Raw genomic sequence first — 23,609 nt, forward strand, 5'->3', positions numbered from 1 at the left:
AATGTGAGTATACGCTAAAGTGGTTGATGTGTGCCAAGGGCTAGGCTTAAGTCGAAGTCACGTCTATTTCCAGCCCCACGCCATCCAACACGTCTTGGTGGATTGAGGCGGGATAGTTGTCGTCTAGCAAGATCATTGCCGCCTGTTCCAGCAGTTCAGGATCAGCGGTGAGCAAGTCAAATGCTTCCATGCTAAAGCCACCTTGTATTTTGTGGTCGCGAAGGTATTTTCTGCTGGCACTGCCGGATTTTGTGGTGGGGACAGTGTGACTTTGCGGAATTTCCCAGATTTTTTCTGAGTGTAAGTGCCAAAAAGGGTATTCTGGATGAGGTGGACGATTGGGACCGAAGTCTTCAATGATTTGTTGCAGCTTTTCCTCGATTTCATCGAAAGCCATTAGGCGGGGTTTTCCGGCTTGTACCCGTCTAATGCTAGCAATAGTAGAAGTGGCTTTTGTGGTTCGCGTCGTCCATCGGCATACCATGTATTCATGTCGGAAACGTAGTTGAGAAATCTTTGTGGAATCATTAGCTTCACTTTTTAAGGTTTATTTTCTGTTAAAAAAACAGCTAATTTGAATATTACTGTCACCTGTGTAATGTTACACTAAACGTGTTATGTGACATAGTGCCAATGGAGCAAAATAGTATGGCAAGAGGTGTGAGTGGCAGAATTGTCATTGAAATAAATCCAGAGACAAAACAAGAATTATATGAACAGCTTATGATAAATAACGTCAGTTTGAAAAGCTGGTTTTTGGCAAATGTTGAGTCTTTCCTCAAAGGCAAGCAACAGCTTACGTTATCACTAGCTGCACCCGTCATTCCAGAAGAAAAAGTAAATGGCGAGCGAATATCTGTATGAAATTTAATCCTAAAAGAGTTGTTTTTGGCAGGCATGAAACATTTTCACTGCGCTATAGCTGGCTAACGAAAGCCTATCAAGAAGTGAAGAATGATGCTCGCGTTTTTGATGCTGATGATGCAACGGTCAGGCTGGGCGTTGGTAAGAATATGGTAAATGCCATTCGCTATTGGGCGCACGCAGCACAAATCCTTGAAAAATTTGAAGATGGCTATAGAGCCACTCCGTTAGGTGATTTCATTTTTGATGAAAAAACAGGGTGTGACCCGTATCTGGAAGATGAGGCAACTATTTGGTTACTTCATTGGCAGATGGCAAGTAACCCCGAAGTGGCGACCTGCTCCTATTGGTTATTCAATCGTTACCACAAGCCTGAGTTCACGACAGCGGAGGCAACCGAAGCCTTGGCAGATTTTTTGAAACAACAGGCAAGTGGAAAATACTCTAAAAATACCCTGAAGAACGATGCTGTTGTCACTTTGCGGATGTATTCGGATGCTCGTCCTAGCAAGACAAAGCAAGTGTCCGATGAATTTCTGGATGCACCGTTTACGACACTCAAACTGCTTTCTCTGTTACCTGATGGCAAAACTCACAAGGTACAGATTGGGGAGCAGGATCATCTACCTATTGAAATAGTGGCTTATGCAGTTGCTTCTCTTTTTAATGAGACTAAGCAAACCTCTTTAGCTATTGAGGATTTGATGTATGGAAAAAGCGATTATCCTGCGCCAGGTGCAGTTTTTTGCCTAACCGAGAACGCTTTTCTGTTCAAATTAGAGCAATTGAAGCAGCGCAAAAATAATGTATTCGATTTCAGAGAAACGGCAGGTATTAATCGGCTCTACAAAACACAGGACATCAACATTGATCCTATGATGTACTTGAAACAATACTACGCACAAAATAATTTGTATGAGGCAGCAGCATGAGCTTGGTTGAAAAGATACAAGTAAATACTAATTACACGCGCTCTATTAATCTTGAGCGTGATGCTGATTCTGTCGATGTTGTAAAGGCATATATTCCTACAACCCGCGCATTAGATACTTTAGATAGAATCGGTGAAACCATCGAAAAGATTGGAAGTATGCCGCGTGCATGGACATTAATGGGGCCTTACGGTTCAGGAAAATCTTCATTCGCTGTATTCTTGTCTCATTTACTAGGTGCTAGAAATGATCCTGCAACGATTCTAGCGCAAGACATTTTAGAAGAGAATGATCAGGACATTTTTGGAAAATTTTGTAATGTTGATGGGATTCCTCAAGAACATTGCCGTGTATTCTTAACCGGTAGTCCTGAACCATTAAGTCAACGATTAAGTACAGCCTTGCTTGATGGAGCAACTGCATTTTTTTCGAGGAAGCAACGTAAATTTCCGTTAGTACTTGAACAAATAAAACACTTGACCTTGCAGAGTATTGTTACTGCCACTCAGATCATTGATGTTATCAGCCAATTGCAAGAAGCTATTGCGACTGAAAAAGGTGAGGGTTTACTGATCGTCATTGATGAATTAGGTAAATTTCTTGAGTACGAAGCTCGTCATCCTGAAACCAATGATATTTATTTGTTACAAGCCTTGGCAGAACATGCCTACAAAGGATGTGAACGGGAAGATGGTGCAATTCTGTCTATTTTCGTACTGTTGCATCAATCCTTTGAACAATACGCACGAGGACTAGGGCGGACTCAACAAAACGAATGGGCAAAAGTACAAGGACGTTTTGAGGTCATTCCTTTTTTGGAATCGGCAGAACAAACCTTGCGAATTGTCGGCAAAGCTATTGAGCAACCGAAAAAGCTACCTAAAAATATTGCAATTCAGGCTGATCAACTAGCGGTAATGTTAGCTGATACCAACGCTCTACCTAGTGCATTGAATCAGTCTTCTGCCAGTCAATTATTCCAGCAATGTTACCCGCTACATCCGGTTAGTGCTTTGTTGTTGCCGTTGCTATGCCAAAAAATAGCCCAAAATGAACGCACCTTGTTTAACTATTTGGGGAGTCATGAGGCGTTTGGTTTTCAAGACAGTCTCAAGCGTTTAGAGCAATTGGGTGATTGGATTTATCCGTGGGAAATTTACGATTACTTCATCAGTAATCAACCGGCTGCGGTTGTTGATCATCTGACGCATCGGCGTTGGGCTGAGGTGGTGACAGCATTAGAACGCTTGGGTGATGATAATTCTGATGCAGTGAAGATATTGAAAACCGTAGGCTTGCTGAATCTCATTGGCGCACAAGCAGGATTAAAAGCCTCTAAAGATATTTTGGCAGTATGCTTGAAGGATTCGCCTGCTGTAGAAGCTGCATTAGATATTTTGCAAAAACGAGCTGTGCTACAGCTTCGTAAATACAACAACGAATACCGCGTTTGGCAAGGTAGCGATTTTGATCTTGAGGCACGTTTACAAGAAGAACGTGGCAAGCTCGGTGTCTTCAGTTTGGCAGAACGCTTAAGCAAGCAACATGGTGATATGCCGATTGTGGCGCGTAAATTCTCCATTCAAAAAGGCTCGATGCAATATTTCACCACTGCCTTCATTGATGCGGGTTCATTGGGTAAGTTGGGCGAAAGTGCAAGCACACCTAGAATTGTCTTCTACCTTGCGGAAGATCGGCAAGATGAGGATACATTCACTAAACGAGTGGTAGCTAACGCATCACCGTTAGATGTGTTGGTGAATTATCCTCATGCGGCAACGTTGCGTGATGCGGTTGCTGATGTGTTGGCATTGGAAGCCGTCCAAAACAAATCCCAAGAGTTACATTCTGACCCGGTGGCTCAACGTGAATTTCGTGACTATTACCAATTGGCATTGAAAGCAGAAGAGGCTCAAGTCTACTTACTGTTGGAACAGCCACAGCGTAGCCATTGGTTTTGGCAGCAAAAACCATTACCTATTGCGAGCAAACAGGCTTTCCAAAGTACCTTATCCGATGTTTTGGGCAAGCTCTATTGCTATATGCCTGAAATTAAGAATGAGTTGATCAACCGTGATAAGCCATCGAGCCAAGCCGCAGCGGGGCGTAACCGCTTGCTTGAGATGATGTTGTTTAACTCAGATCAAGAATATTTAGGTATTGAGAAATTCCCACCTGAAAAGGCAATGTACCTTGCTTTACTTCATGCAACGGGCGTTCATCAACAGAATGAACAAGGACAATGGGCTTTTCGCTCTCCCCCTAGCGGTAGCAGCTTGCATAGAACGTGGGCGGCGATTGAGGAATTTTTGGATTCCACCGATCAGCAAGCTAGGGCTTTTAGTGACCTCAATAACGAACTGACCAGAACACCTTACGGCTTGAAACAGGGCGTTTTGCCCGTGTTGTACTTGACGGCTTACCTTGTCCATCAGGATGAACTCGCTTTGTATGAAGAGGGGTGCTATGTACCAACGCTTTCAAAAGAAGTATTAGAACGCTTTGTTAAAACACCGGAACTGTTCAAGGTGCAGTTGTTCAGGGTTGAGGGTATCCGTGCTTCGATCTTCAAACAATATGTGACGGCATTGTTCAGCGATGGCAAAGAACGGACAGTAGTACAAGCAATAAAGCCATTGGCTACGTTTGTGGGCGGACTCAATGAGTACACACAAAGAACTAGCGATCTTTCTGAGCAAGCTAAGGCATTCCGTAATGCTTTCCATCTGGCAAAATCACCTGAGCAATTGTTATTTGAGGGCATTCCACAAGCGTTAGGATTTGATACTCGCCCTGATCAACAAAGCAAGTTTGATGGCTATGTTGATACGCTCAAAGATACGTTGAGTGCATTGAAACATGCTTACTCTAAAATGCTGGAGCAGCAACAAGGTTTCTTAGCGCAAGCTCTACGGCTCAAGCCTGATGCAACGATCCCTGAGATGCGACGTGTCACAGGTCGTTACTTAGGACTTGATGCGTACACAGTCGATACCGATGGTTTGAAAGCATTCATCAATCGTCTGACGAATACGGAAAAAGATGATAATGATTGGTTTATCAGTATCTTAATGTTCATTGGCAAGAAGTCACCGGAAAAGTGGCTAGATGGTGATAAGGCGCAAGCAGATATGCGCTTGAATGAATATTCTCGGCGTATGCTTGATCTTGAGGCTTTGCGCATTCATGACCAAAAAAGGCAAAACAGCCAAGATGAGTTTGATGTCATCTTGTTGAAATCAATAAAAAAAGGCGGCAAAGAGCGTCAGCAGCCTGTTGCAATTAGTAAAATGCAGCGAGAAGCCACAGATGAGCTAAAAAGCCGATTAAATAATCAACTATCCGGTGCTGATAAAGAATTACAACTTGCAGTATTAGCTGAATTAGTGGATGATTTCTTGCGTGATTATCAGACAACAGACATTTCTAAGCAGAATGTGATTGTGCAACGTCCTGTTTTACGGCTAAAGAGGTAAGGTATGACTAAACACTTAACTGTACAAGAAGCCTCTCAACTTGATGGCACTCGCCATGTTTTAGGCTTGTCCGGTGGAAAAGATAGTGCTGCCTTAGCAATTCACCTTCGAGATAACTATCCTAGCCTTCATGAAAAAGTAGAATATTTTTTTACAGATACAGGTGCTGAACTTCAAGAGGTTTATGATTTCTTGGACAAATTAGAGGCTTATCTTGGAAAAGAAATTAAACGTTTGAGTCCAGAGCGGGATTTTGAACACTGGTTAAAAATACATAATAACTATTTACCATCGCCTCGACAGCGTTGGTGTACCTCAATGATGAAAATTAAGCCATTTGAAAGATTCGTTGGTACTGATCCGGTTGTAACTTACATTGGTATTCGAGCAGACGAGAATCGAGAAGGTTATGTTAGCCAGAAAGAAAATATTAAAGCAGTCTTTCCTTTTATAGAAGATGGATTGATTCGAGCAGACATTTTCCGCATTTTAGAAAACACTGTAGGCATTCCAGAATATTATCGGTGGCGTAGTCGTTCAGGTTGTTACTTTTGCTTCTTTCAACGACAAGATGAATGGTTGGGGTTAAAGCGTGAACATCCTGATCTATTTGCAGAAGCTGTTCGTATTGAAAAAGAGTCAGGGCAAGGTTATACATGGGTACAAGGTAAGACGCTTGAAGAAGTAGTTGCCCACGCTGAACGAACAGAGGGAACACGAACAGCTAATCGTAATGCTAAAGGTGTCCACACAATAAAATGGCAAGATGCTTTGAAAAATCAAGAAGACGATGACCCTGAAGATCAGGCTTGTGCTATTTGTGCATTATAAAATGTGTAGTTTTTACTTAATTGGCTTGCTGAATAAATGAATTTAGATGATATAAAACCATTTTATTTTTTATCTGAGCATAGCTTGGATAAAGAGGTTTTTTATCCAATTATGTGTGAAGCCGAGAAAGTAGATTGTATGACAGGGTATTTCTCAAGCGGATCATTAAGAGAATTAGCAATATCCCTAAGCTATTTTTTAAAGTCGGATAGTGCAAAATTAAGATTTATTGCTAGCCCTAACTTTTCGGAGAATGATCTTGATGTTTTAAAGGATGCGGTTAGCTCAGAAAAAAATTTACTTCCTTTATTGCTTCCTGATATAAAGCCTACTGAGGAGAATCTTAGAAATAAAACCACTCAAGTTTTAAGCTACTTAATCATTTCAAAAAAACTTGAAATGAGAGTTGCCTTACAGAATAAAGGAATGTTTCACACAAAATGTTGGATATTTGAGACAAATAGAGGCTTAGTAGCTGTTCATGGTTCTAGCAATGTAACAGCATCTGGATTATCAGATAACTTTGAACAAATAGCAGTTAGCAAGGAATGGAATGATAGTGACTCAAGCATGGTTACTGAAAAAATCCAAACTACATTTAATAAAATATGGAGTGGATTGTATCCTAATATAACGACGGTTTTATTAAACGATGCAACCATATCACAATTAAAAAAAATAAACAAAGATAATAAGAATAGAGAGAAATTAATTAAGGATTTATCAGACAGTTTAAATGAAGAAGATGCTAAGCCCAGTGGTTTGAAAATACCAGATTGGCTAAATTACACATCAGGTGATTTTTCACATCAAGGCAAAGCAGTAGAAGCATGGAACAATAATTTGGGGAGAGGAATATTATCAATTGCTACAGGTGGGGGGAAGACATTAACTTCATTAATCGCAGCGTCATTAGTTTGTGCAAAGGAAAATCGGCTTTTTGTCATAATTACTGTGCCAACTGTTGCACTAGTACAGCAATGGGTTGATGATGTTAGAGTTTTTGGAGTTGAGCCATTAAATACTCAGGAAATCATATCATCTTCTCTTGGTCAACGACTAAATGATATTATTCGCAATATAAAGATTGGATTATTTAAATGCAGTGTTGTTATTTTAACACATGATGCAATAAAGTCTGAAAAAATTTTAAAGCTTTTAGAAAAAGCTAGTACAAATATACCTTTAATGCTGATTGGAGATGAGGTTCATAATCTTGGTAGTATTGGTTTCCAGAAATCGGCTAAAGATATTTTTAAATATAGATTAGGCTTATCTGCTACATTTGAGCGGCAATTTGATGAGGCAGGTACTAAATTCTTACTGGATTATTTTGGTGAGGTTGTATTTGAATTTACCTTACAAGATGCAATAGGTGTTTGTCTAGTTCCATATGAATATCATGTACACCAAGTGATTTTGGAAGAGGATGAAGAGGATGAGTGGGTTAATCTAACACAACAAATTAAAAAATTAAGTTATGCGGCAGATTTCCCAGATAGTTCAAAAGAAAAAGAGAAGTGGAAAATACTCTGTTTAAAACGTCGGCGAATAATTGAAAGCGCAAATGGAAAAGTGGTGGCTTTGGCTGGAATATTGCCTATTAAAAATGGTGATTTGAATAGATCATTGATTTTCTGTACAGATAAAGATCCTGAGCAGTTAAAGTCAGTTAATAAGCTTTTAAATCAAAGAAATGTTAGTTTTCATCAAATTACATCTGAAGAAACAATAAACAAGAAAAAACTCTCAGCTTTGATAAATGCTTTTGACTCAGGGAAGTTAAGTGTATTGACTTCTAAACGGGTACTCGATGAAGGGTTTAATATTCCACAAACAGAAACGGCATATTTACTTGCTAACAATACAGTGATTCGTCAATGGACTCAAAGACTTGGGCGAGTATTAAGAAAATCGAAATCAACCAATAAGACTAAAGCAATTATTCATGATTTCTTGGTGATCCCAGCATCTTTTGATAGGAATATAGATATAGATTTCAAAAATTTAATGAAGGGTGAATATCAAAGAATAAAGTTCTTTAATAACTTGAGTATTAATGGACTAGAGCCACACGGTAGTATGGACATCTTAAAAATGATCTTAGATAGGATAGCAATACAATGAGCATCAGCTACAAAAAAATATCTGAACTTATAGACAATAAGTCAAGTTTGATTGAAGACGTTAATCAAGATCAAAGAAAATATATTGCCGATTTATGTAAGAAAATTTATATGATTGAATCAAGCGTTGAATCAATCAGTAATCAAAAGATGATCGACGATATAAGTGGTGAAATCACTAAGGCAACAACCATATTGCAAGATATTAGGAATTGAGAAATGAAGTTAATTAGGGCAGGCTTTAAAAATTTTCGGCTTCTCAAAAATTTAAATTTAGATTTTTCAGTTAGTAATGACAAACCCCTAACTGTTATTCGGGCAGCAAATGAAACGGGCAAAACCACTATTGAAACTGCACTCATTTGGGGATTTTTTGGATCAAAAGCACTTCCTAGCAAAGGCAAATATCCTCTTTATCCTTCTGATTCTCTTGGACAATGTAAAAGTATAGAAATTTCTGTCGAAATTGATTTTGAAAATGAGCAAGTGATTCCAACTGGTAAAGGGAATCAAAGAATAGAAAACTGCCATTATCGCTTGTATAGAAGTTGTTCCGAAAAACTGTTAAATGGAGCATTTATTCGAGAAAATGAACAGTTAGTATTACTTGAGATAACTGCTGATGGGACTAATCCTGTTCAACAAAATCGTATCAACTCCATAATTGAAAATAGTATACCAGAAGCACTAAAAGATGTTTACTTTACCGATGGCGATAGTGCTATGTCATTTATAGAGGCTGCTGCAACACAAGGTGTTAAACGGCGTAGAGTAAAAGATGCTATTGAAGCTTTGCTTGGGCTAGAATTATTAGAAAAAACTAAACGTCACATCAATCAAGTAGCAAGCAAGTTCAGCTCTCAGATAGATGACACTGATTATGGAAAAGAACTTCAGGAAGTAAATGATAAAATTGATGGCTATACAGAGGATATTATTGAATGGGAAAACAAGCAGATTGAATTATCAGACCTAATAAAGTTAGGCGAAAAAGAATCATTATCTATTAAAAGTAGTATCGAAGAAATATTAAAGCTTGGAGATAAAAGTAAACTACTAGAAGAAGTAAAGAAATGTGAGGTAAATATTTCCCGAAATACTGATTCGGCTTCTAGAGCATTAAAAGATGTGGCGTCTCTTTTTAGAAACAATGATTTAGCTGAATCCATGATTGCCGAAGTTGCACGTGATGGATTAAAAATCCTGAACGAAATGAATGATAAGAAACAGTTGCCGAAGGTAAATATTCCCATTTTAGAGGAATTGTTAAGTCAGGAAATATGTTTTTGTGGTGAGGATTTGCGAAATAATACTGACATAGGAAAAGCTCATAGAAGAAAAATTCTTGAGGCTATTGAGAATAGTCGTGATTCAGATGCAAGACAAGAGGTAATCTCTAGTCTATATTATAATGTTAGAAGTAAATATTTTGATGCAAACAATGTTAACAATTGGCTGGAAAAATATAATTCATTAAGCAGGAATTATTTTGAGCGCAATACGGATATATCCAAGTTTGAACAAGAATTAAAAGAAAAGCAGAATGAAATATCAAAAATGAAGGATTCAAACCTCCAGGAGTATAAAGCTTTAGAAAAGGAAAATCTAAAAAAGCTGAGAGGACACGAGTCTGAGTTTTCTATATTGACAGAGAAAATTAGAGCAGCTAGTGAAAGAAAATCAGATCTTGAAATCACCCGTGGAAGAATGGAAAAGAAACTTAATAAAACGGATCATTCTGCTGATAAACTAAAACTAGCACGTATCTGCCAGAGTTTGTTTGACTCTGTTTTTGATGCACTTCGTCATGATGAGTTAAAGAAAGTAAGTATGGAGATGAATCGGATTTTCTTGGATATGATTGGATCTGATCCAAATGCAAATGATTTAACTCTAATTACAAAAGCAGAATTGACAAGTGAGTTTGATATTATTGTTTATGGCTCACATGGACATATGTTAAATCCAGATCAAGATTTAAATGGTGCATCAAGACGAGCTATCACACTAGCCTTTATTTTAGCTCTTACTAAAGTTAGCAAAGTTGTTGCACCTAATATTATAGATACACCATTGGGAATGATGTCAGGATATGTAAAGCAAGCAGTATTGCGAAAAATGCTCGAAGAGGGGTCACAGATTATACTATTTTTAACTCATGATGAAATTCAAGGTGTGGAAAATATACTTGATAAAAAAGCAGGGCTAGTCTACACATTAACAAATCCAGCACATTATCCTAAAATGTTAGCAAACAAACCAAATGTTAATGATGCTAGAGTTATACGTTGTGAATGCAATCATCGCCAAACATGTTTTATTTGCGAAAGAAAGAATATTGAACAATATTAGAGTAAAATCATGAAAGAAAATCCATTTGCCTCATTTAATATTGAAATTCCTAACAAATATAGGGATTCAGTAATAAAACACTGCCGTTCTAATAAAACAACGGACACAATAGAGTTTTGTCCTTTTGAAAGGCAAATCGACTTTTGGTTCGTTGCTTTTCTTTTTGCTGTAAATAAAAAACTATTGCCAGAAAAAGAAACTGATACATATAATGCAACCGCTGCGCATATCCTGAGTACAGATGATAATAGAATTAGTCTGATGCAAATAAGCTTTTTAGGTCTAACAAAAGACATATCTAAACTTAGTGATGCAAAGTATGTATTTGATTATTGTTCAGGGTTGGCAAACGCAGGAATGCCTCATCTTATTCAAATTTTAAAAGATGAAGACAATAGACCACTATGGTCAGTATTAGAAGAGGTTGAGTCTATTACGAAAAAATATATCAATGGAAAATTTTAAGGGAGAACATCACCTGCATGGAATAAATTTTAAGTATGTGGGTGGTTTTTTTTACTTTCATATATCACAGGCTCATTTGGTAACGAATTTTTTTCGTGCAATAATTGAGCGTGCTTTTTTTTGTATTGAAGCGCAAAAATCAACAATTATTAAAATAAATTCAGATGGATCATTATTGTCGTTGCTTGCATATGAGAATTTTAATTCTCATGAATTTCCAGAATTGCAGCATTCTACTTCTATAAAAAACAATTCATCAAAAACTATTTCTAAAAATTATACAACAACTTCCAACCCCCCGATCCTCCACCGCAAAGAACTATTACTCCCTCCCGATCACCCCGACATCCCCAAATTCGCCGCTCTCACCAAGCAACTCGAAGATGCCGGACTTTTCAAAGACTCCCGCAAAATCGGCTATAAAAAACAATGGGAAGAACGTCTCCGCAATGCAGGTTACAAAGTCGTCGATCACCAGCTAGTCCGGCTAGATGGCAGTGAAATAGCGCCACTCCAAACTGTTGAACCAACTTCCAACGTCGAACGCCATCGCACCGCCCTAACCCGCTACGCCCTCTCCAAACCCATGCAACTCCTCGCCAAGCATGACTTTTTGGAAGGCAAACACACCATTTTCGACTACGGCTGCGGCAAAGGCAGCGATGTAGACATCCTGCGCCAAAATAACCTCACCGCCAACGGTTGGGACCCGCACTTCTGCCCCGAAAACCCCAAACACAGCGCCGATGTAGTCAACCTCGGCTTCGTCATCAACGTGATCGAAGACAAAGATGAACGCCTCGCCGCCGTGTTAGGCGCATACCAACTTTGCACCCAATTCCTCTGCGCCGCCGTCATGCTCGGCGAACAATCCCCCGAACGCGGGCGTTTGTTCCGCGATGGCGTACTTACCAGCCGTAACACCTTCCAACGCTACTACTCACAAGAAGAATTCCGCGAATACCTGCGCCGCGTGTTGGATGAAGACCCCGTTGCCGTCGGCCCCGGCGTGTTTTTCGTATTCAAAGACAAAGATGCCGAACAAGCCTTTTTGGAACGCCGCTACCGCAATCGCAGCACAGCCAATCGCCTAATTAACCAAATTCCCAAACAGCCCAAAGCACCCAAGGCAACACGCCCGACCAAAACAGAAAAAGAACAAGCGTTCTACCAACAACACGCCGACTTGCTGGACGCATTATGGTTAAGTTGGCTTGAACTCGGTCGCCCACCGCAAGAAGATGAATTTCCGCAAGTTGCCGCCGTCAAAGACCTTTTCGGCACATGGCAACGCGGCTTGAACTTCCTGCAACGTTTCCACGGCACGGAAGCCTTGAAATTCGCGTTCGAGAGTCGCCGCGACGACCTCACCGTGTATTTCGCTATGCGCCGCTTCGACCAGCAGCGCGTCTACCGCCATTTACCCGAAAGCCTCAAACGCGATGTGAAAGCCTTTTTCACCAGTTACCCGTTGGCGCAAACCGAAGGCGAACGCCTGCTGTTTTCCGCTGGCAACCCCGCCCTGATCCGCCAAATGTGCCACCAAGCCGCCGCGAGCGGCTACGGCTATTTGGATACCGAAGGCTCGTTGACCTTCCACACCTCACAAGTGGTGTTATTGCCGCCGATCTTGCGCGTTTACATCGGCTGCGCCACCCAAGTCTTCGGTGATGTCACCTCGGCTGATTTGCTGAAAATCCACGCCGAATCCGGCAAGCTCTCGCTGATGAAATACGACGATTTTGAGGAATTAGCCCTTCCGCGCTTGCTGGAACGCATCAAAATTAGCCTAGTTAACCAGCGTTTTGACTATTACAAATACGGCGAAACCTTCACGCCACCTTACTTGTATTTGAAAGCGCGTTTCCTCACCGCTGACTACCCACACTACGCCGAACAGCTTGCCTTTGACCAAGTCTTATCCGCTATCCCCGAACTGAATTTGGACGCTTACGGCATGTCCCCCGAACAATTCGACGCTGCCTTGCAACGCTTGCGATTGGAAGTGAACGGTTTCACCCTGCAAACCGCCAGTACCTTGCCTAAACTGGATGACCCGTGCGGTCAATACCACACGTTTCGCCACTTCATCGAATGCGGCGCAACCCAAGCCAAAACCGGCTTGCCCAACCTGCCCAAGCAAGCCGCCACCTACAACGCCCTCGCGGTGTTAGCGACCCAAGTACTTGACCCCGTGATGGATTATTTCGGCGGCATCCAATTAACCTACGGCTTCTGTTCGCCCGAACTGGCCAAACACATCAACGGCAGCATCGACCCCAAACGCGACCAACACGCCGCCCACGAACTCAATACCCGTGGCAACCTGATCTGTGAACGCAAGGGCGCAGCCTGTGACTTCATCGTCCCCGACGAAAACATGCTCGAAGTCGCCCAATGGATTGTGCAAAACACCCCCTTCGACCGCCTGTATTTCTACGGCAACACCAAACCGCTCCACGTCAGCTACGGCGAAGAGCATAGCCGCGTAATCGTGCTGATGTTGGCAGGAAAGAGCGGGCGTTTGATTCCGAAGGTGGTGACAGCGGAAGCGTTTAATCGGATAACACCTGCGTGACTCGATTAACTAACCATCACCATTCCCCCACATCACGCAGAACAGCCTCCGCCAGTTTGTCACTGATGTAGATGTTATTCGCTTGCAAGTACAAGATATACGGCTTGATCAGGTTGCGCGGCAAACCTCGTCCTTCAGGGCGGGGAGGATAGCGCGGGTGGCGAAGCCGCCCTATGTTCGCAGGTTAATCTGCCGAGCAACACCGTTTAGCACATAAATCCACTCTCATCCATGCGATTGTTGGCTACACTCAGAGAATGCAACGACTCCAAGCCTTTAAATACGAACTCAAGCCAGACGGTGGACAACAGCGCAATCTGCGCCGTTATGCGGGTTCGTGCCGCTTTGTTTACAACAAGGCGTTAGCGTTGCAGCAAGCCAACCATGAAGCGGGTGAAAAATTCATTGGTTACGTGGCAATGGCAAAACATCTGACGGCGTGGCGCAATGGGGAAGAAACGCCGTGGCTGAAAAATGCCCCTGTTCATCCTTTGCAGCACGCCTTGAAGGACTTGGAAAAAGCCTACAAAAACTTCTTTGCCAAGCGTGCCGACTTCCCTCGGTTCAAACGCAAAGGCAGTGGCGACAGCTTCCGCTACCCTGATCCCAAACAAATCAAGCTTGACCAAGGTAACAACCGTATTTTCCTGCCCAAACTGGGCTGGATACGCTACCGCAACAGCCGTGAGGCGTTGGGGGAATTGCGCAATGTCACCGTTTCCGGCAAAAGCGGCAAGTGGTACATCAGCATCCAAACCCAGCGGGAAGTGGAACAATCTGTGTCTACTACGGCTACTGGTGCTGAGTGCAGCCGAAGCATTGGTATTGACTTGGGCATAGCCCGTTTTGCCACGTTCTCGGATGGCAGCTATATTGCCCCGCTCAACAGCTTTAAAATCCAACAAGCCAAGCTCGCCAAATACCAACGGCGCATGACACACAAGCAGAAATTCAGTAACAACTGGAAAAAAGCCAAAGCAAAAGTCCAAAAAACACATACACAAATCGCCAACGCCCGCAGCGATTTCCTGCACAAAGCCACGACCACCATCAGCCAAAACCACGCGGTAGTGTTCGTCGAAGATTTGCAGGTAAGAAATATGTCTAAATCAGCGGCAGGCACAGCAGAAAACCCCGGCACAAACGTTGCAGCAAAGTCTGGTCTGAACAAAGCCATCCTCGACCAAGGCTGGGGTGAATTCCGGCGGCAACTGGATTATAAGACGGCATGGAACGGCGGGATGCTGTTTGTCGTGCCACCGCACCACACCAGCCAAACTTGCCCGTGTTGCGGTCATGTGTCAGCCGCTAACCGCCAAACCCAAGCTCGCTTTGCGTGTGTGGAATGTGGCTATGAAAACCATGCCGATGTGGTCGGCGCGATCAATGTTAAAGAGCGGGGACACCGCTTGTTAGCCTGTGGAGATGTGGCATTACGCCTCTCGATGAAGCAGGAATCCACCGAAGTAAGTCAGCTAATCCTTAGCTGAATGCAGTAGGAATCCCCTTCCTTCAGGGAGGGGAGGATGTCAATTCCGCAAGCAGCCCTGCTTTTTTGGCACGACGCAAAATACCGACTGTGCCAATACGGGATCAGTGCAAGGGCAATCAGGGGACCACTGTCTGCGATAATGGCTGTTTTAGTCATCGCGTAACTCATCGGCAATCTGATCATCATCCAGATTCATGACGGGGATTTTCAAACGCCCAGTTTCAAACATGAAACGTAGTTTTTCCATGCCACAGAATTCGGCAGCTTTGCCCAAGGTCAGACGGTGTAATTCAAGCAGCTTGACCGCCAGCAGGAAGCGTAATTCTTCCTCCAACTCCTTGAGGGGCTTGCCCGATGTGATCAATAGATCATCTGCGTAAGGGATGGATAAAGCGTGCATTAGGTTCACTCCGTATTTGTGTGACTGAGTTCATAGTACAACACTCTATCTTTCGTGGCGCAACTCAACCGCCAAACCGCTCCACGTCAGCTACGGCGAAGAGCATAGCCGCGTAATCGTGCTGATGTTGGCGGGGAAGAGTGGGCGTTTGATTCCGAAGGTGGTGACGGCAGAAAGATTCGCGGAGTTGACCACAGATGCTCAGTCTACGTAATTACCACCACAAGAGACTTGTCAAATCACCACTAATGGTTGTATATATGACACCATGAAAGCACGAATTGTGATTGATACGAATGTGATGTTGTCGGCGTTACGCTCCAGTAGAGGAGCTTCTTACGCGCTTGTTTCACAATTGCCGTTGGAGCATTTTCAAGTGGCGTTGTCTGTACCCTTATATACCGAATATCAGGATGTGCTGACCCGCGACGAACACATGACTGGGGCAAGCAGCAAAGCGGAAATTCTGCAATTCTTGCGTTATATCTGCGGAATCACGAGCCATCACGACATTTTCTTTTTATGGCGACCGTGGTTAAGCGATCCGAAAGACGACATGGTACTAGAACTAGCGGTTGCTTCCTCTAGCCGTTACATCGTGACACACAACCTCCGTGATTTTGCCAATATTGATACCTTTGGGATCGAAGCGATTACGCCGGGGCGTTTTCTTGAGTTATTAAGAGGTCAAACATCATGACTACACTGACATTGCGTTTACCCCAATCCTTGCATGAGAAGATTAAAGAACTGGCAAAGGCGGATGGTGTCTCGATCAATCAATTTTTGGTAACGGCTGCGGCTGAAAAAATGTCTGCCTTGCTAACCAAAAATTATTTGGCACAAGAAGCCGCTCAAGCATCACGCGCAGATTTTCTCAAGGTTATGCGTGCTGTGCCAAATGTTGAACCGGCTACGTTTGATCGTTTGTGATCAAACGTAGTCGAAAATCGTTAAACAATTAGCTGTTTACCCATGCGCCTAATCCTCGCCCCCATGGAAGGCGTGATGGATCACACCATGCGCGACCTACTAACCCGCGTTGGCGGTTACGAGCGCTGCGTGACCGAATTCGTGCGCGTGGTCGATCGACAATTGCCTAACCGTGTGTTCCACCGCGCCTGCCCCGAATTGCGTCAAGGCGGCAAAACCCCCGCCGGAACGCCGGTTTACGTGCAACTTCTCGGCGGCGACCCCGCCATTATGGCGCTCAACGCCCACGCGATTGAACGCTTAGGCGCACCCGGCATCGACATCAATTTCGGCTGCCCTTCCAAAACCGTCAATAAAAGTGACGGCGGTTCGGTATTACTGCGCGAACCGGAACGCGTCCACGGCATTATTCGTGCCGTGCGCGAAGCGGTCAGCCCACACATTCCCGTCACCGCCAAAATCCGCCTCGGCTTCAAAGACAGCACGCTGTTTGAAGACATCGCCCTCGGTGTCGAAGCCGCTGGTGCAAGCGAACTCTGCATCCACGCCCGCACCAAGCAGCACGGCTACTTACCCCCCGCGTATTGGGCAGAAATCGGCAAAGTCAAACCGCAACTCACGATTCCCGTGATTGCCAACGGCGAAATCTGGTCAGCCGCGAATGCACGGCAAGCCCAAGCCGAAAGTGGTTGTGTCGATTTAATGCTAGGGCGCGGCGCATTGAGTTTCCCTGACCTTGCACGCGTCATTCACGCCCAACACGCGGGTGAAGCGTATACACCGTTGCCGTGGTCAGCCGTGCTACCGCTGGTGCAACACTACGCCACACAGTTGGAAGCACGCGCCCCGAAATACGCCGTCAGTTTCGTCAAACAGTGGTTTACTTACTTGCGTCGCCAATACCCCGAAGCCGACACCCTTTTCCAACACATAAAACGCATGAAACTGCCGTGTGAGATCAAAGCGGCTATCATCTAGCCTTTTCGCTAAGGTAACGACCATGACTGACACCGCCGAGAATCAACGTAACCAACGCCACGCCGCCCGCATGGCACGCAAAAAAGCCATCATTGATGCGAGCATTGCGCGTGCCGATCAGAAAAAAGGCTTGCTGCTGGTGCTCACCGGCAATGGCAAAGGCAAATCCAGCTCCGCTTTTGGCATGGTCGGGCGCTCTTTGGGGCATGGCATGAAAGTGGGCGTGTGCCAATTCCTCAAAAGCCGCACTGATACGGGTGAAGAAGCGTTTTTCAGCCGCGACCCTAACGTGGCATGGCATGTGTTAGGCGACGGGTTTACGTGGGAAACCCAAAACCGTGAGCAAGACATTGCCACCTCCCTACGCGGCTGGGCAGTCGCGCAGCACATGCTGGCTGATGCTAGTTATGACTTGGTGGTGTTGGATGAGCTGACGTATTTGTTGAATTACGGCTATCTGGATGCGGATCAAGTGCTCGACACGCTGGCGGCTCGCCCGCCGATGCAGCACGTTGTGGTGACAGGGCGTGCTGCCAGCGAAGCCTTACGTGACCTCGCTGACACCGTGTCAGAGATTGCGGACGTGAAACACGCCTACCGTGAGGGCATTACGGCGCAACCGGGGATTGATCTTTAAGCCAGCCATCCACCACGGTTTTCACCTGTGCGGCATAGGTATCGTAGGCTTTTTGCCACGCTGCTCCGGTTAAATCAGGGAAATGCAGCGGCTCACAATCTTGCGCGAGGATTTCGGTGGCGGCAAGCACATAGCCGTTGTTACGGTAGTGCCAGGTAAATTCTGCCCCACCGCATTGCAGTTTATGTTCAGGAAAAGTGCGTGGAATCAACATACTGGTGCGAATTTCTTTGTAGCCTTGCTCTTTCTGGTGATTGGTCAGGGTGATATTGCCATCCCCTTCGGCGAGGATGCGGTATTTGCCATTGGTGATTTTCTGCAAGACCCACTGGTGGGGCGTGGTATCGCCACTGCGGAGCGCGGCAGCCGCATCTGCTTCCAAACATTGCACAGCGGAGAATGCCACCACCCATTCCTTGGTCGCGCTTTTATCATCTAACTCAATCGGCGTGCTGAGCATGGTGCACGCAGCGCGTTTGCGCAGTGCGGTGGGGGTATACAGCGCGGCGAACTGTGGGTGAAAAGGGTTAACCGTGTTGGTCGCGGCGAGGGCGGTTTGCACGTTCTGCGGTGCGGGCTTGAATACGCTGTCATACGTTTCACCCACGAGATCCGCTTTGTTGCGGTACAACACGGCTGTACCACTCGCAGGGGGCAGTGAAGCGCCTTGCGGGGGGAAACGCGTGGCAAAAGTGGCTTTGTACCAGCTATTGCTGAGCTTGACGGTTGGCTCGTCAGGCACGGCGCTGCTGCTGGCACTGAAGCAGCATCCCGCCACCAACAGTAAGGGGGCGATTATTTTGGTATTGCACACCATCAAGTATTTATCCTCCGTGATTAAGACACGGCTTGGGCAAAGCCGCGTTGTTCAAGTTCAACCATAACCGCTTGCCATTGCTCAGCCGTCTGTGGGTATTGGCGCTTTAACAGGGCATGGAGTTCCAACATATCCACACGTTGGTAGCAAACGCCGCGAGGCATGACTTGCCGCCGGAAATCGCACGCCGCTGGCACGCCTAATACCGCGTCGTATTGGTAGTAACATGGGTCAGTAGGTTTAAGCGCCGCCTTATTGCTAAAACCCAGCACATAAATGTTAGCACCGCCTCCTAAGCGTAGTGGATACAAGGCAATTTTGCTGTCGGCAAGCGGCTGATTGTTAATGTCAGTATTGCCTATAATCGAACCATTCAACATTCCATTGATGGTAATGGTGTGTTCCCCGCCGATTTGCAGGTGGTTATTGCGGATATGCAGGTTACGGAATGCGCCATCGGTCGCGAAAATACCTTGCAATGCCCCATCGGAATAAATCAGGTTGCCGCTCACGCTGACGTTGCTCATCACCGCACCACCGAACTGGTTGATGCCGTCTTGCGTCCCCGGAATCAGTTGAATCGCGTCACGGTGTGCCATGCGTAGGTAAGGGAATACGCGGTGGTTGCGCCCTTGCTGCTTTTGGTATTCGTTAATGCTATTCACCAGCACATCGAAGTCTTGCGCAAAGGTGGAATACACCGTGTCATCTATCACGATCAAATCACCCACGGTCAGATCGCCGGGGCTGTTGATTTGCATGAAATCGCGGATGAAGAAGTTTTGCCCGACACGTCCGCCACTCAGGTTGAGTTTGGGGAAACGGCGTTTGTCCGCCGCACTGACCATTGGCAAATTATCATGCAAGGTTTGCGAGTGGGCGTGGTTGCGAATCCAGTGCAGGGGGGCGCTGTTATTTTGGCGCATAATATTATACGCCTGCGCTTTGGGATCGGTTGCGCCGATTTTTGCCGCGCTGTATTTGCCATCCAGTAATTGCTTGAGGATGGCATTGTGGGCGTAATCTTGGCTGCTATTGCTGTTAAAGGTATCCGCAACCGTGATAATGAAAGTGTTACCACTGTTGGCGGGTTGTGGTGCGGGCGCAGGTGTTGGCGTTACGGGGCGCGGCGTAGGCGCGGGTGTAGGTGCAGGCGTTACAGGGCGCGGCGCAGGTGTTGGAGTCGGCGCAGGCGTTACGGGGCGTGGCGCAGGTGTCGGTGCTGGCGTAGGCGCAACCGTTGCTGTCATTGCCAGTAAGCGGGTTTGCTCCGCTTCCAACGTTTGCAGTTCGCGTGCCCATTCGTTGATTTTGGCGGCATTGTTGACGCGTTGGTATTCGGTCAGCATTTTATCGGCGTACTGAATTTTGTACGGCAATTCGGTCAGGCGTTTGCGGATTTCTTCGGGTGTCATGGTCGGTGGCGCTGGGGTATTTAACCAAGTGGAGAGGCGTTTGGATTCGGCATTGTAATTGTCGCGGCGTTCCCGCCATACATTAGCGGAGGCTGGATTACTGACCGCCAAGGCTTCGCGCATTCGTGTATCCGCGTCTTGTGCTAGGCGATTTAATTCCAATACTTTGGCTTTGACAATAGCACGGTCTTCGGTGCTGGTAGTACTAGTGGTTTGTGGCATGGCGAAGCTCCCCCAAGAGTTATTTTTGCCCATCGTGTGTGTAGATAGACCAACAGATACGGGTAAAGTTAGTCGTACCAACCGATTTAAGCTACTTTATTTTAGAACAACTCTTCCGTTAGTTGGTGAAATTGCGCCGATTATCTGCAAGGCATTGCGTTATGACAGCATGAGCGCTGCACCCACTAACCAGAACATTTCGCCTATTTCGACGCTCGCTCCCGCCGTATCGCCCGTACAGCCTTGCAAGCGTTGCAACATGAGACGGCGCAACAGCCAAAAACCGAGCAGAGCGCCCGCCAGCCCACTGCCGGACACCAGCCAGCTAGCACCGATGATGGTTGCGCTGAGCCACCCTGCTGCGTAGTGATCCAAGTGCGCGGTGACGGCACTGGCTAGCCCACCTTCACGGACATACGGCGTGGTCACAAACAGCAGTAAAATCAAGGTGCGCCCCAGCAGCGGTGCGAAGCCGATAACCTGCCATTGCTGGTGTTCCAGCAATACGGCGAGAGCGGCGAATTTCAGCAGCAATACGCCGACGATAGCGATGACACCTGCTGCACCGACCAGCGGATCTTTGAGGATACGCTGGGTTTTTTCTGCATCGCCAAAGCCGCCTAGCCACGCATCCGCACTATCCGCCAAGCCATCCAGATGCAAGCCGCCGGTGATGGCTGCCCAGAACACCGTGAGGATTGCCGCTAATAACAAGGGCGACGCGTGAGGAAACAGCAGTGCGGGCAGGCACAGCAAGCCGCCGATCAGCAAACCCACCAGCGGGTAAAACAAGGCGGCACGCGCAAAATCGGGCGCGTCCAGTTTGCCTAAATCGGGCACGGGGATGCGGGTGAGGAACGAGAGGGCGAGGAAGAATGGCTGTAACATGCTCACAATCTAACAAAATATGCCGCTCAAGACCAGAATGCCCGCAGATCAAACGCCCGTTCCACAAACCATACCCCACTGACGATCAAGGCTAACACGGCACTGCCATGCAAAATCTGCACCCGATACACCTTGCTAGCTCGCAAGCTATAGGCGATGGGAAACACCAGCAGTACCAGCAACAGTTGCCCTATTTCCACCCCGACATTGAAGCCGAACAGTGCTTCCGCCAGTGCTCCCGTCGGCATCTGCATATCCCTCAGCACACTGGCAAAGCCGAAGCCGTGCAACAGCCCAAACACAAACACCAGTTTCCACTGATCATGGGTAATGAGGGGGTAGAGGATATTCACCGCTACCACGATGATGGAGAGCGCAATCGCGGATTCCACCAGTCTTGAGGGTAAATCCACCACCCCCAGCACTGCCAGCGACAGGGTAATGGAGTGCGCCAGCGTAAAGGCGGTAATGACTTTCAGTAGATTAATCAAAGCGGGGCGGAACGATTCCACCTGTTGCCATTGCCGTTCCTTCAGCACCAACACGGCGGGCAAGATCAATAGGGCAATGAACAGCAAATGGTCAAACCCGTTCAGAATGTGATGAATGCCTTCGCGGATATAGTTCAGCAAAATCGGCAGCCCCCCGCTGTTTTGCAGCGTCAATGCCTGCTTGGGATGGTCGGTGGAAAAAATATAGGACGCTGACTCAGAACCCGCCCGCTGATCCAAGAGGATACCCCGATGCGTCGGGTCAATATCAAACAGCAAACGGTATTCCACCTGCAACGCCCCACCAGCCGTGGCGGGGCAACCCGCATTCATCAGTAACACCGCATAACCGCCGTCCGTATGGGTTTCTGTTTGCAAGCCCGTGACCTGCGGCTGGCAGGCTGCGTCGCCTTGTTGCAAGTGCAAACGGCTCAGGGCATACGCATCCAGCGCGGTCTGTTGGTGTTGCAATTCGCCCCAAGTAATCTTGCCATCCGCATCGCTGTCCAGCCCGATTGCCTGTTCCAGATCGCGTAACGCAATGTCCCAACGCAAGCCAATATTGCCCTCCGGCTGATCCTGCAAAAACAGGTAGCTATCGCTGGGTTTGTGGGCGACAGCGAGCAATGGCAACAGCAATAGGCAGATTCCCCAGAGGAAGTGGAGACGAGTTTTCGTCATCATAGTGCTGCTCCAAAGGTACGGGCATACAAGGCTGCATCTTCTGCGGGCAGCGTACTGCCGCGTAGCTTGGCGGCTTGGTAGCGGGCTTCGAGCAGGGCTTGATAGCGGGCGGTTGCAGCCGTTTGCTGGGCATCGCGGCTGGCAATGGCGAGGCGTAACAGCAGCGCATCATCGTTGGTTTTATCTTGCAAGAGCGTGATGACTTCCAGCGGGCGCTGCTGGCTGATGAGGAAGTCGCTGTACACCCGCAACAGGTAATTGTCACGGCGTGGTTCGGCTAAGGCTGCCCGAAAATGTTGGTCGGCTTCCGGCGCTTTGCCGATGCGGGCGGCGGTTTCGCCCAGTAAGGTGAGCACCCATTGGCGCAATTCCACCTGTTCCTTGCCGAGTTGCGGCAATAAGGTGATTTGCAGGCGGTAAGCTTGTTCGGCATCACCGTTTTGGCTCATGACTTGGCTGTAACAGAGTGTCGCAAACCACGTTGACGCGTGCGTTGCCAGTGCGGCACAACTGCGGCGGGCAGCGGCGTATTCCTTGTTGACCAACTGAACCGTCGCAAGGGTTAGCCATGCTTGGGTCTGGTGAGGGTTTTGCTGCACCACAAGCGCAAGGTCTTGCGTGGCGGTGGCGTAGTCGTGGTTGTGTTGGCGAATGGTGGCACGGAGCAGCAACAGTTCGGCGGGTGGCTGCGTTTGTTGCCACCACGGTTGCAGGAGTGCTTCGGCGTAACCGTAGTAACGCGGGTCGGCTTGTTCGCGCCCCGTTTCGATATAGAGGCGAGCCAGTGAGGCAACCGTGGTGGTATCGAGCGGGTTGGCACGCCATTGCGCCCGCAGGCGGTTGATGGGGTTGTTGTTTCCCTGTAGCTGGGTGGGTAAGACTTCCAGCACTTCGCTCTCACTGCTGGGTATGTGGGGAGCTGCCTGCAATACAGCAGGCAAGCCCAGCAGGAGGGCAAAGCACAGGGCAGCGCTGTAACGCCGCCCTGTCACGGGTGAAACAGATGCAGGTCTCTGTTTCGGTTGCAT

The 23,609-nt window shown here is 46.5% G+C and carries 21 protein-coding genes; 14 read left to right on the forward strand and 7 right to left on the reverse strand.

What is annotated here, in order from left to right; genetic code table 11:
* Positions 1-46: 46 nt before the first annotated feature.
* On the reverse strand, positions 47-484 hold the full coding sequence (locus tag J1836_RS06115) for a phosphorothioated DNA-binding restriction endonuclease family protein (RefSeq protein WP_504970735.1): 438 nt from the start codon (positions 482-484) through the stop codon (positions 47-49).
* A gap of 149 nt (positions 485-633) precedes the next feature.
* On the opposite strand from J1836_RS06115, the gene J1836_RS06120 reads away from it, so the two are divergent.
* From J1836_RS06120 to J1836_RS06165, 10 genes are all read left to right on the forward strand, one after another.
* Entirely contained in the window at positions 634-864 is a 231-nt protein-coding gene (locus tag J1836_RS06120; protein WP_207250202.1) for a hypothetical protein, read from the forward strand.
* On the forward strand, positions 861-1,796 hold the full coding sequence (locus tag J1836_RS06125; protein ID WP_207250203.1) for a DUF4007 family protein: 936 nt from the start codon (positions 861-863) through the stop codon (positions 1,794-1,796). The genes J1836_RS06120 and J1836_RS06125 overlap by 4 nt, the downstream gene beginning before the upstream one ends.
* On the forward strand, positions 1,793-5,272 hold the full coding sequence (locus J1836_RS06130; RefSeq protein ID WP_207250204.1) for a hypothetical protein: 3,480 nt from the start codon (positions 1,793-1,795) through the stop codon (positions 5,270-5,272). The genes J1836_RS06125 and J1836_RS06130 overlap by 4 nt, the downstream gene beginning before the upstream one ends.
* A 3-nt stretch (positions 5,273-5,275) precedes the next feature.
* Positions 5,276-6,103: a phosphoadenosine phosphosulfate reductase family protein gene (locus J1836_RS06135; protein WP_207250205.1), complete on the forward strand. Its 828-nt coding sequence runs from the start codon at positions 5,276-5,278 to the stop codon at positions 6,101-6,103.
* Between the two features lie 36 nt (positions 6,104-6,139).
* Positions 6,140-8,230: a DEAD/DEAH box helicase family protein gene (locus J1836_RS06140; protein WP_207250206.1), complete on the forward strand. Its 2,091-nt coding sequence runs from the start codon at positions 6,140-6,142 to the stop codon at positions 8,228-8,230.
* The gene (locus J1836_RS06145) at positions 8,227-8,445 is read left to right on the forward strand and encodes a hypothetical protein (protein ID WP_207250207.1); all 219 of its coding nucleotides are present in this window, start codon (positions 8,227-8,229) and stop codon (positions 8,443-8,445) included. The genes J1836_RS06140 and J1836_RS06145 overlap by 4 nt, the downstream gene beginning before the upstream one ends.
* Positions 8,446-8,448: 3 nt before the next feature.
* On the forward strand, positions 8,449-10,581 hold the full coding sequence (locus J1836_RS06150) for an AAA family ATPase (RefSeq protein ID WP_207250208.1): 2,133 nt from the start codon (positions 8,449-8,451) through the stop codon (positions 10,579-10,581).
* Positions 10,582-10,590: 9 nt separating this feature from the next.
* The gene (locus J1836_RS06155; RefSeq protein ID WP_207250209.1) at positions 10,591-11,046 is read left to right on the forward strand and encodes a hypothetical protein; all 456 of its coding nucleotides are present in this window, start codon (positions 10,591-10,593) and stop codon (positions 11,044-11,046) included.
* A 223-nt stretch (positions 11,047-11,269) separates the two neighbouring features.
* On the forward strand, positions 11,270-13,624 hold the full coding sequence (locus tag J1836_RS06160; protein WP_242632746.1) for a DNA phosphorothioation-associated putative methyltransferase: 2,355 nt from the start codon (positions 11,270-11,272) through the stop codon (positions 13,622-13,624).
* A gap of 257 nt (positions 13,625-13,881) precedes the next feature.
* A complete protein-coding gene (locus J1836_RS06165) occupies positions 13,882-15,114 on the forward strand; it encodes an RNA-guided endonuclease InsQ/TnpB family protein (RefSeq protein ID WP_207250211.1) in 1,233 nt (410 codons plus the stop codon).
* A gap of 150 nt (positions 15,115-15,264) precedes the next feature.
* Here J1836_RS06165 and J1836_RS06170 read toward each other — a convergent pair whose 3' ends face one another.
* Complete coding sequence (locus J1836_RS06170) at positions 15,265-15,516, reverse strand: UPF0175 family protein (RefSeq protein ID WP_207250212.1); 252 nt, start codon at positions 15,514-15,516, stop codon at positions 15,265-15,267.
* Positions 15,517-15,784: 268 nt separating this feature from the next.
* On the opposite strand from J1836_RS06170, the gene J1836_RS06175 reads away from it, so the two are divergent.
* Genes J1836_RS06175 through cobO form a run of 4 tightly spaced genes read left to right on the forward strand, consistent with a single transcriptional unit; the run spans position 15,785 to position 18,064 of the window.
* Positions 15,785-16,216 (forward strand): putative toxin-antitoxin system toxin component, PIN family, encoded by a 432-nt coding sequence (locus J1836_RS06175; RefSeq protein WP_207250213.1) that lies wholly within the window; start codon positions 15,785-15,787, stop codon positions 16,214-16,216.
* Complete coding sequence (locus tag J1836_RS06180) at positions 16,213-16,449, forward strand: YlcI/YnfO family protein (protein WP_207250214.1); 237 nt, start codon at positions 16,213-16,215, stop codon at positions 16,447-16,449. The genes J1836_RS06175 and J1836_RS06180 overlap by 4 nt, the downstream gene beginning before the upstream one ends.
* 42 nt (positions 16,450-16,491) lie before the next feature.
* Positions 16,492-17,427 (forward strand): tRNA-dihydrouridine synthase, encoded by a 936-nt coding sequence (locus J1836_RS06185; protein ID WP_207250215.1) that lies wholly within the window; start codon positions 16,492-16,494, stop codon positions 17,425-17,427.
* A gap of 22 nt (positions 17,428-17,449) precedes the next feature.
* Positions 17,450-18,064, forward strand: a complete 615-nt coding sequence (gene cobO / locus J1836_RS06190) for a cob(I)yrinic acid a,c-diamide adenosyltransferase (protein WP_207250216.1) — start codon at positions 17,450-17,452, stop codon at positions 18,062-18,064.
* On the opposite strand, the gene J1836_RS06195 is transcribed toward cobO, so the two are convergent.
* The 5 genes from J1836_RS06195 to J1836_RS06215 form a co-directional block, all read right to left on the reverse strand.
* A complete protein-coding gene (locus tag J1836_RS06195; protein WP_207250217.1) occupies positions 18,036-18,881 on the reverse strand; it encodes a hypothetical protein in 846 nt (281 codons plus the stop codon). The genes cobO and J1836_RS06195 overlap by 29 nt on opposite strands.
* A gap of 20 nt (positions 18,882-18,901) precedes the next feature.
* Positions 18,902-20,518, reverse strand: coding sequence for a hypothetical protein (locus J1836_RS06200; protein ID WP_207250218.1), 1,617 nt, complete (start codon positions 20,516-20,518; stop codon positions 18,902-18,904).
* A gap of 159 nt (positions 20,519-20,677) precedes the next feature.
* Positions 20,678-21,406 (reverse strand): adenosylcobinamide-GDP ribazoletransferase, encoded by a 729-nt coding sequence (locus tag J1836_RS06205; protein WP_207250219.1) that lies wholly within the window; start codon positions 21,404-21,406, stop codon positions 20,678-20,680.
* A 26-nt stretch (positions 21,407-21,432) separates the two neighbouring features.
* Entirely contained in the window at positions 21,433-22,581 is a 1,149-nt protein-coding gene (locus J1836_RS06210; protein WP_207250220.1) for a HupE/UreJ family protein, read from the reverse strand.
* Positions 22,578-23,609, reverse strand: coding sequence for a tetratricopeptide repeat protein (locus J1836_RS06215; RefSeq protein ID WP_207250221.1), 1,032 nt, complete (start codon positions 23,607-23,609; stop codon positions 22,578-22,580). The genes J1836_RS06210 and J1836_RS06215 overlap by 4 nt, the downstream gene beginning before the upstream one ends.

The sequence above is a fragment of the Thiothrix fructosivorans genome (genome assembly GCF_017349355.1).
In the GTDB taxonomy this organism is placed as follows: Bacteria; Pseudomonadota; Gammaproteobacteria; order Thiotrichales; family Thiotrichaceae; genus Thiothrix; species Thiothrix fructosivorans.

Bases quoted from the DNA above. Each gene is read 5' to 3' on its own strand.
- J1836_RS06115 (WP_504970735.1), bottom strand. From the start codon at position 484: ATGGTATGCCGATGGACGACGCGAACCACAAAAGCCACTTCTACTATT.
- J1836_RS06120 (WP_207250202.1), top strand. From the start codon at position 634: ATGGAGCAAAATAGTATGGCAAGAGGTGTGAGTGGCAGAATTGTCATT.
- J1836_RS06125 (WP_207250203.1), top strand. From the start codon at position 861: ATGAAATTTAATCCTAAAAGAGTTGTTTTTGGCAGGCATGAAACATTT.
- J1836_RS06130 (WP_207250204.1), top strand. From the start codon at position 1,793: ATGAGCTTGGTTGAAAAGATACAAGTAAATACTAATTACACGCGCTCT.
- J1836_RS06135 (WP_207250205.1), top strand. From the start codon at position 5,276: ATGACTAAACACTTAACTGTACAAGAAGCCTCTCAACTTGATGGCACT.
- J1836_RS06140 (WP_207250206.1), top strand. From the start codon at position 6,140: ATGAATTTAGATGATATAAAACCATTTTATTTTTTATCTGAGCATAGC.
- J1836_RS06145 (WP_207250207.1), top strand. From the start codon at position 8,227: ATGAGCATCAGCTACAAAAAAATATCTGAACTTATAGACAATAAGTCA.
- J1836_RS06150 (WP_207250208.1), top strand. From the start codon at position 8,449: ATGAAGTTAATTAGGGCAGGCTTTAAAAATTTTCGGCTTCTCAAAAAT.
- J1836_RS06155 (WP_207250209.1), top strand. From the start codon at position 10,591: ATGAAAGAAAATCCATTTGCCTCATTTAATATTGAAATTCCTAACAAA.
- J1836_RS06165 (WP_207250211.1), top strand. From the start codon at position 13,882: ATGCAACGACTCCAAGCCTTTAAATACGAACTCAAGCCAGACGGTGGA.
- J1836_RS06170 (WP_207250212.1), bottom strand. From the start codon at position 15,516: ATGCACGCTTTATCCATCCCTTACGCAGATGATCTATTGATCACATCG.
- J1836_RS06175 (WP_207250213.1), top strand. From the start codon at position 15,785: ATGAAAGCACGAATTGTGATTGATACGAATGTGATGTTGTCGGCGTTA.
- J1836_RS06180 (WP_207250214.1), top strand. From the start codon at position 16,213: ATGACTACACTGACATTGCGTTTACCCCAATCCTTGCATGAGAAGATT.
- J1836_RS06185 (WP_207250215.1), top strand. From the start codon at position 16,492: ATGCGCCTAATCCTCGCCCCCATGGAAGGCGTGATGGATCACACCATG.
- cobO (WP_207250216.1), top strand. From the start codon at position 17,450: ATGACTGACACCGCCGAGAATCAACGTAACCAACGCCACGCCGCCCGC.
- J1836_RS06195 (WP_207250217.1), bottom strand. From the start codon at position 18,881: ATGGTGTGCAATACCAAAATAATCGCCCCCTTACTGTTGGTGGCGGGA.
- J1836_RS06200 (WP_207250218.1), bottom strand. From the start codon at position 20,518: ATGCCACAAACCACTAGTACTACCAGCACCGAAGACCGTGCTATTGTC.
- J1836_RS06205 (WP_207250219.1), bottom strand. From the start codon at position 21,406: ATGTTACAGCCATTCTTCCTCGCCCTCTCGTTCCTCACCCGCATCCCC.
- J1836_RS06210 (WP_207250220.1), bottom strand. From the start codon at position 22,581: ATGATGACGAAAACTCGTCTCCACTTCCTCTGGGGAATCTGCCTATTG.
- J1836_RS06215 (WP_207250221.1), bottom strand. From the start codon at position 23,609: ATGCAACCGAAACAGAGACCTGCATCTGTTTCACCCGTGACAGGGCGG.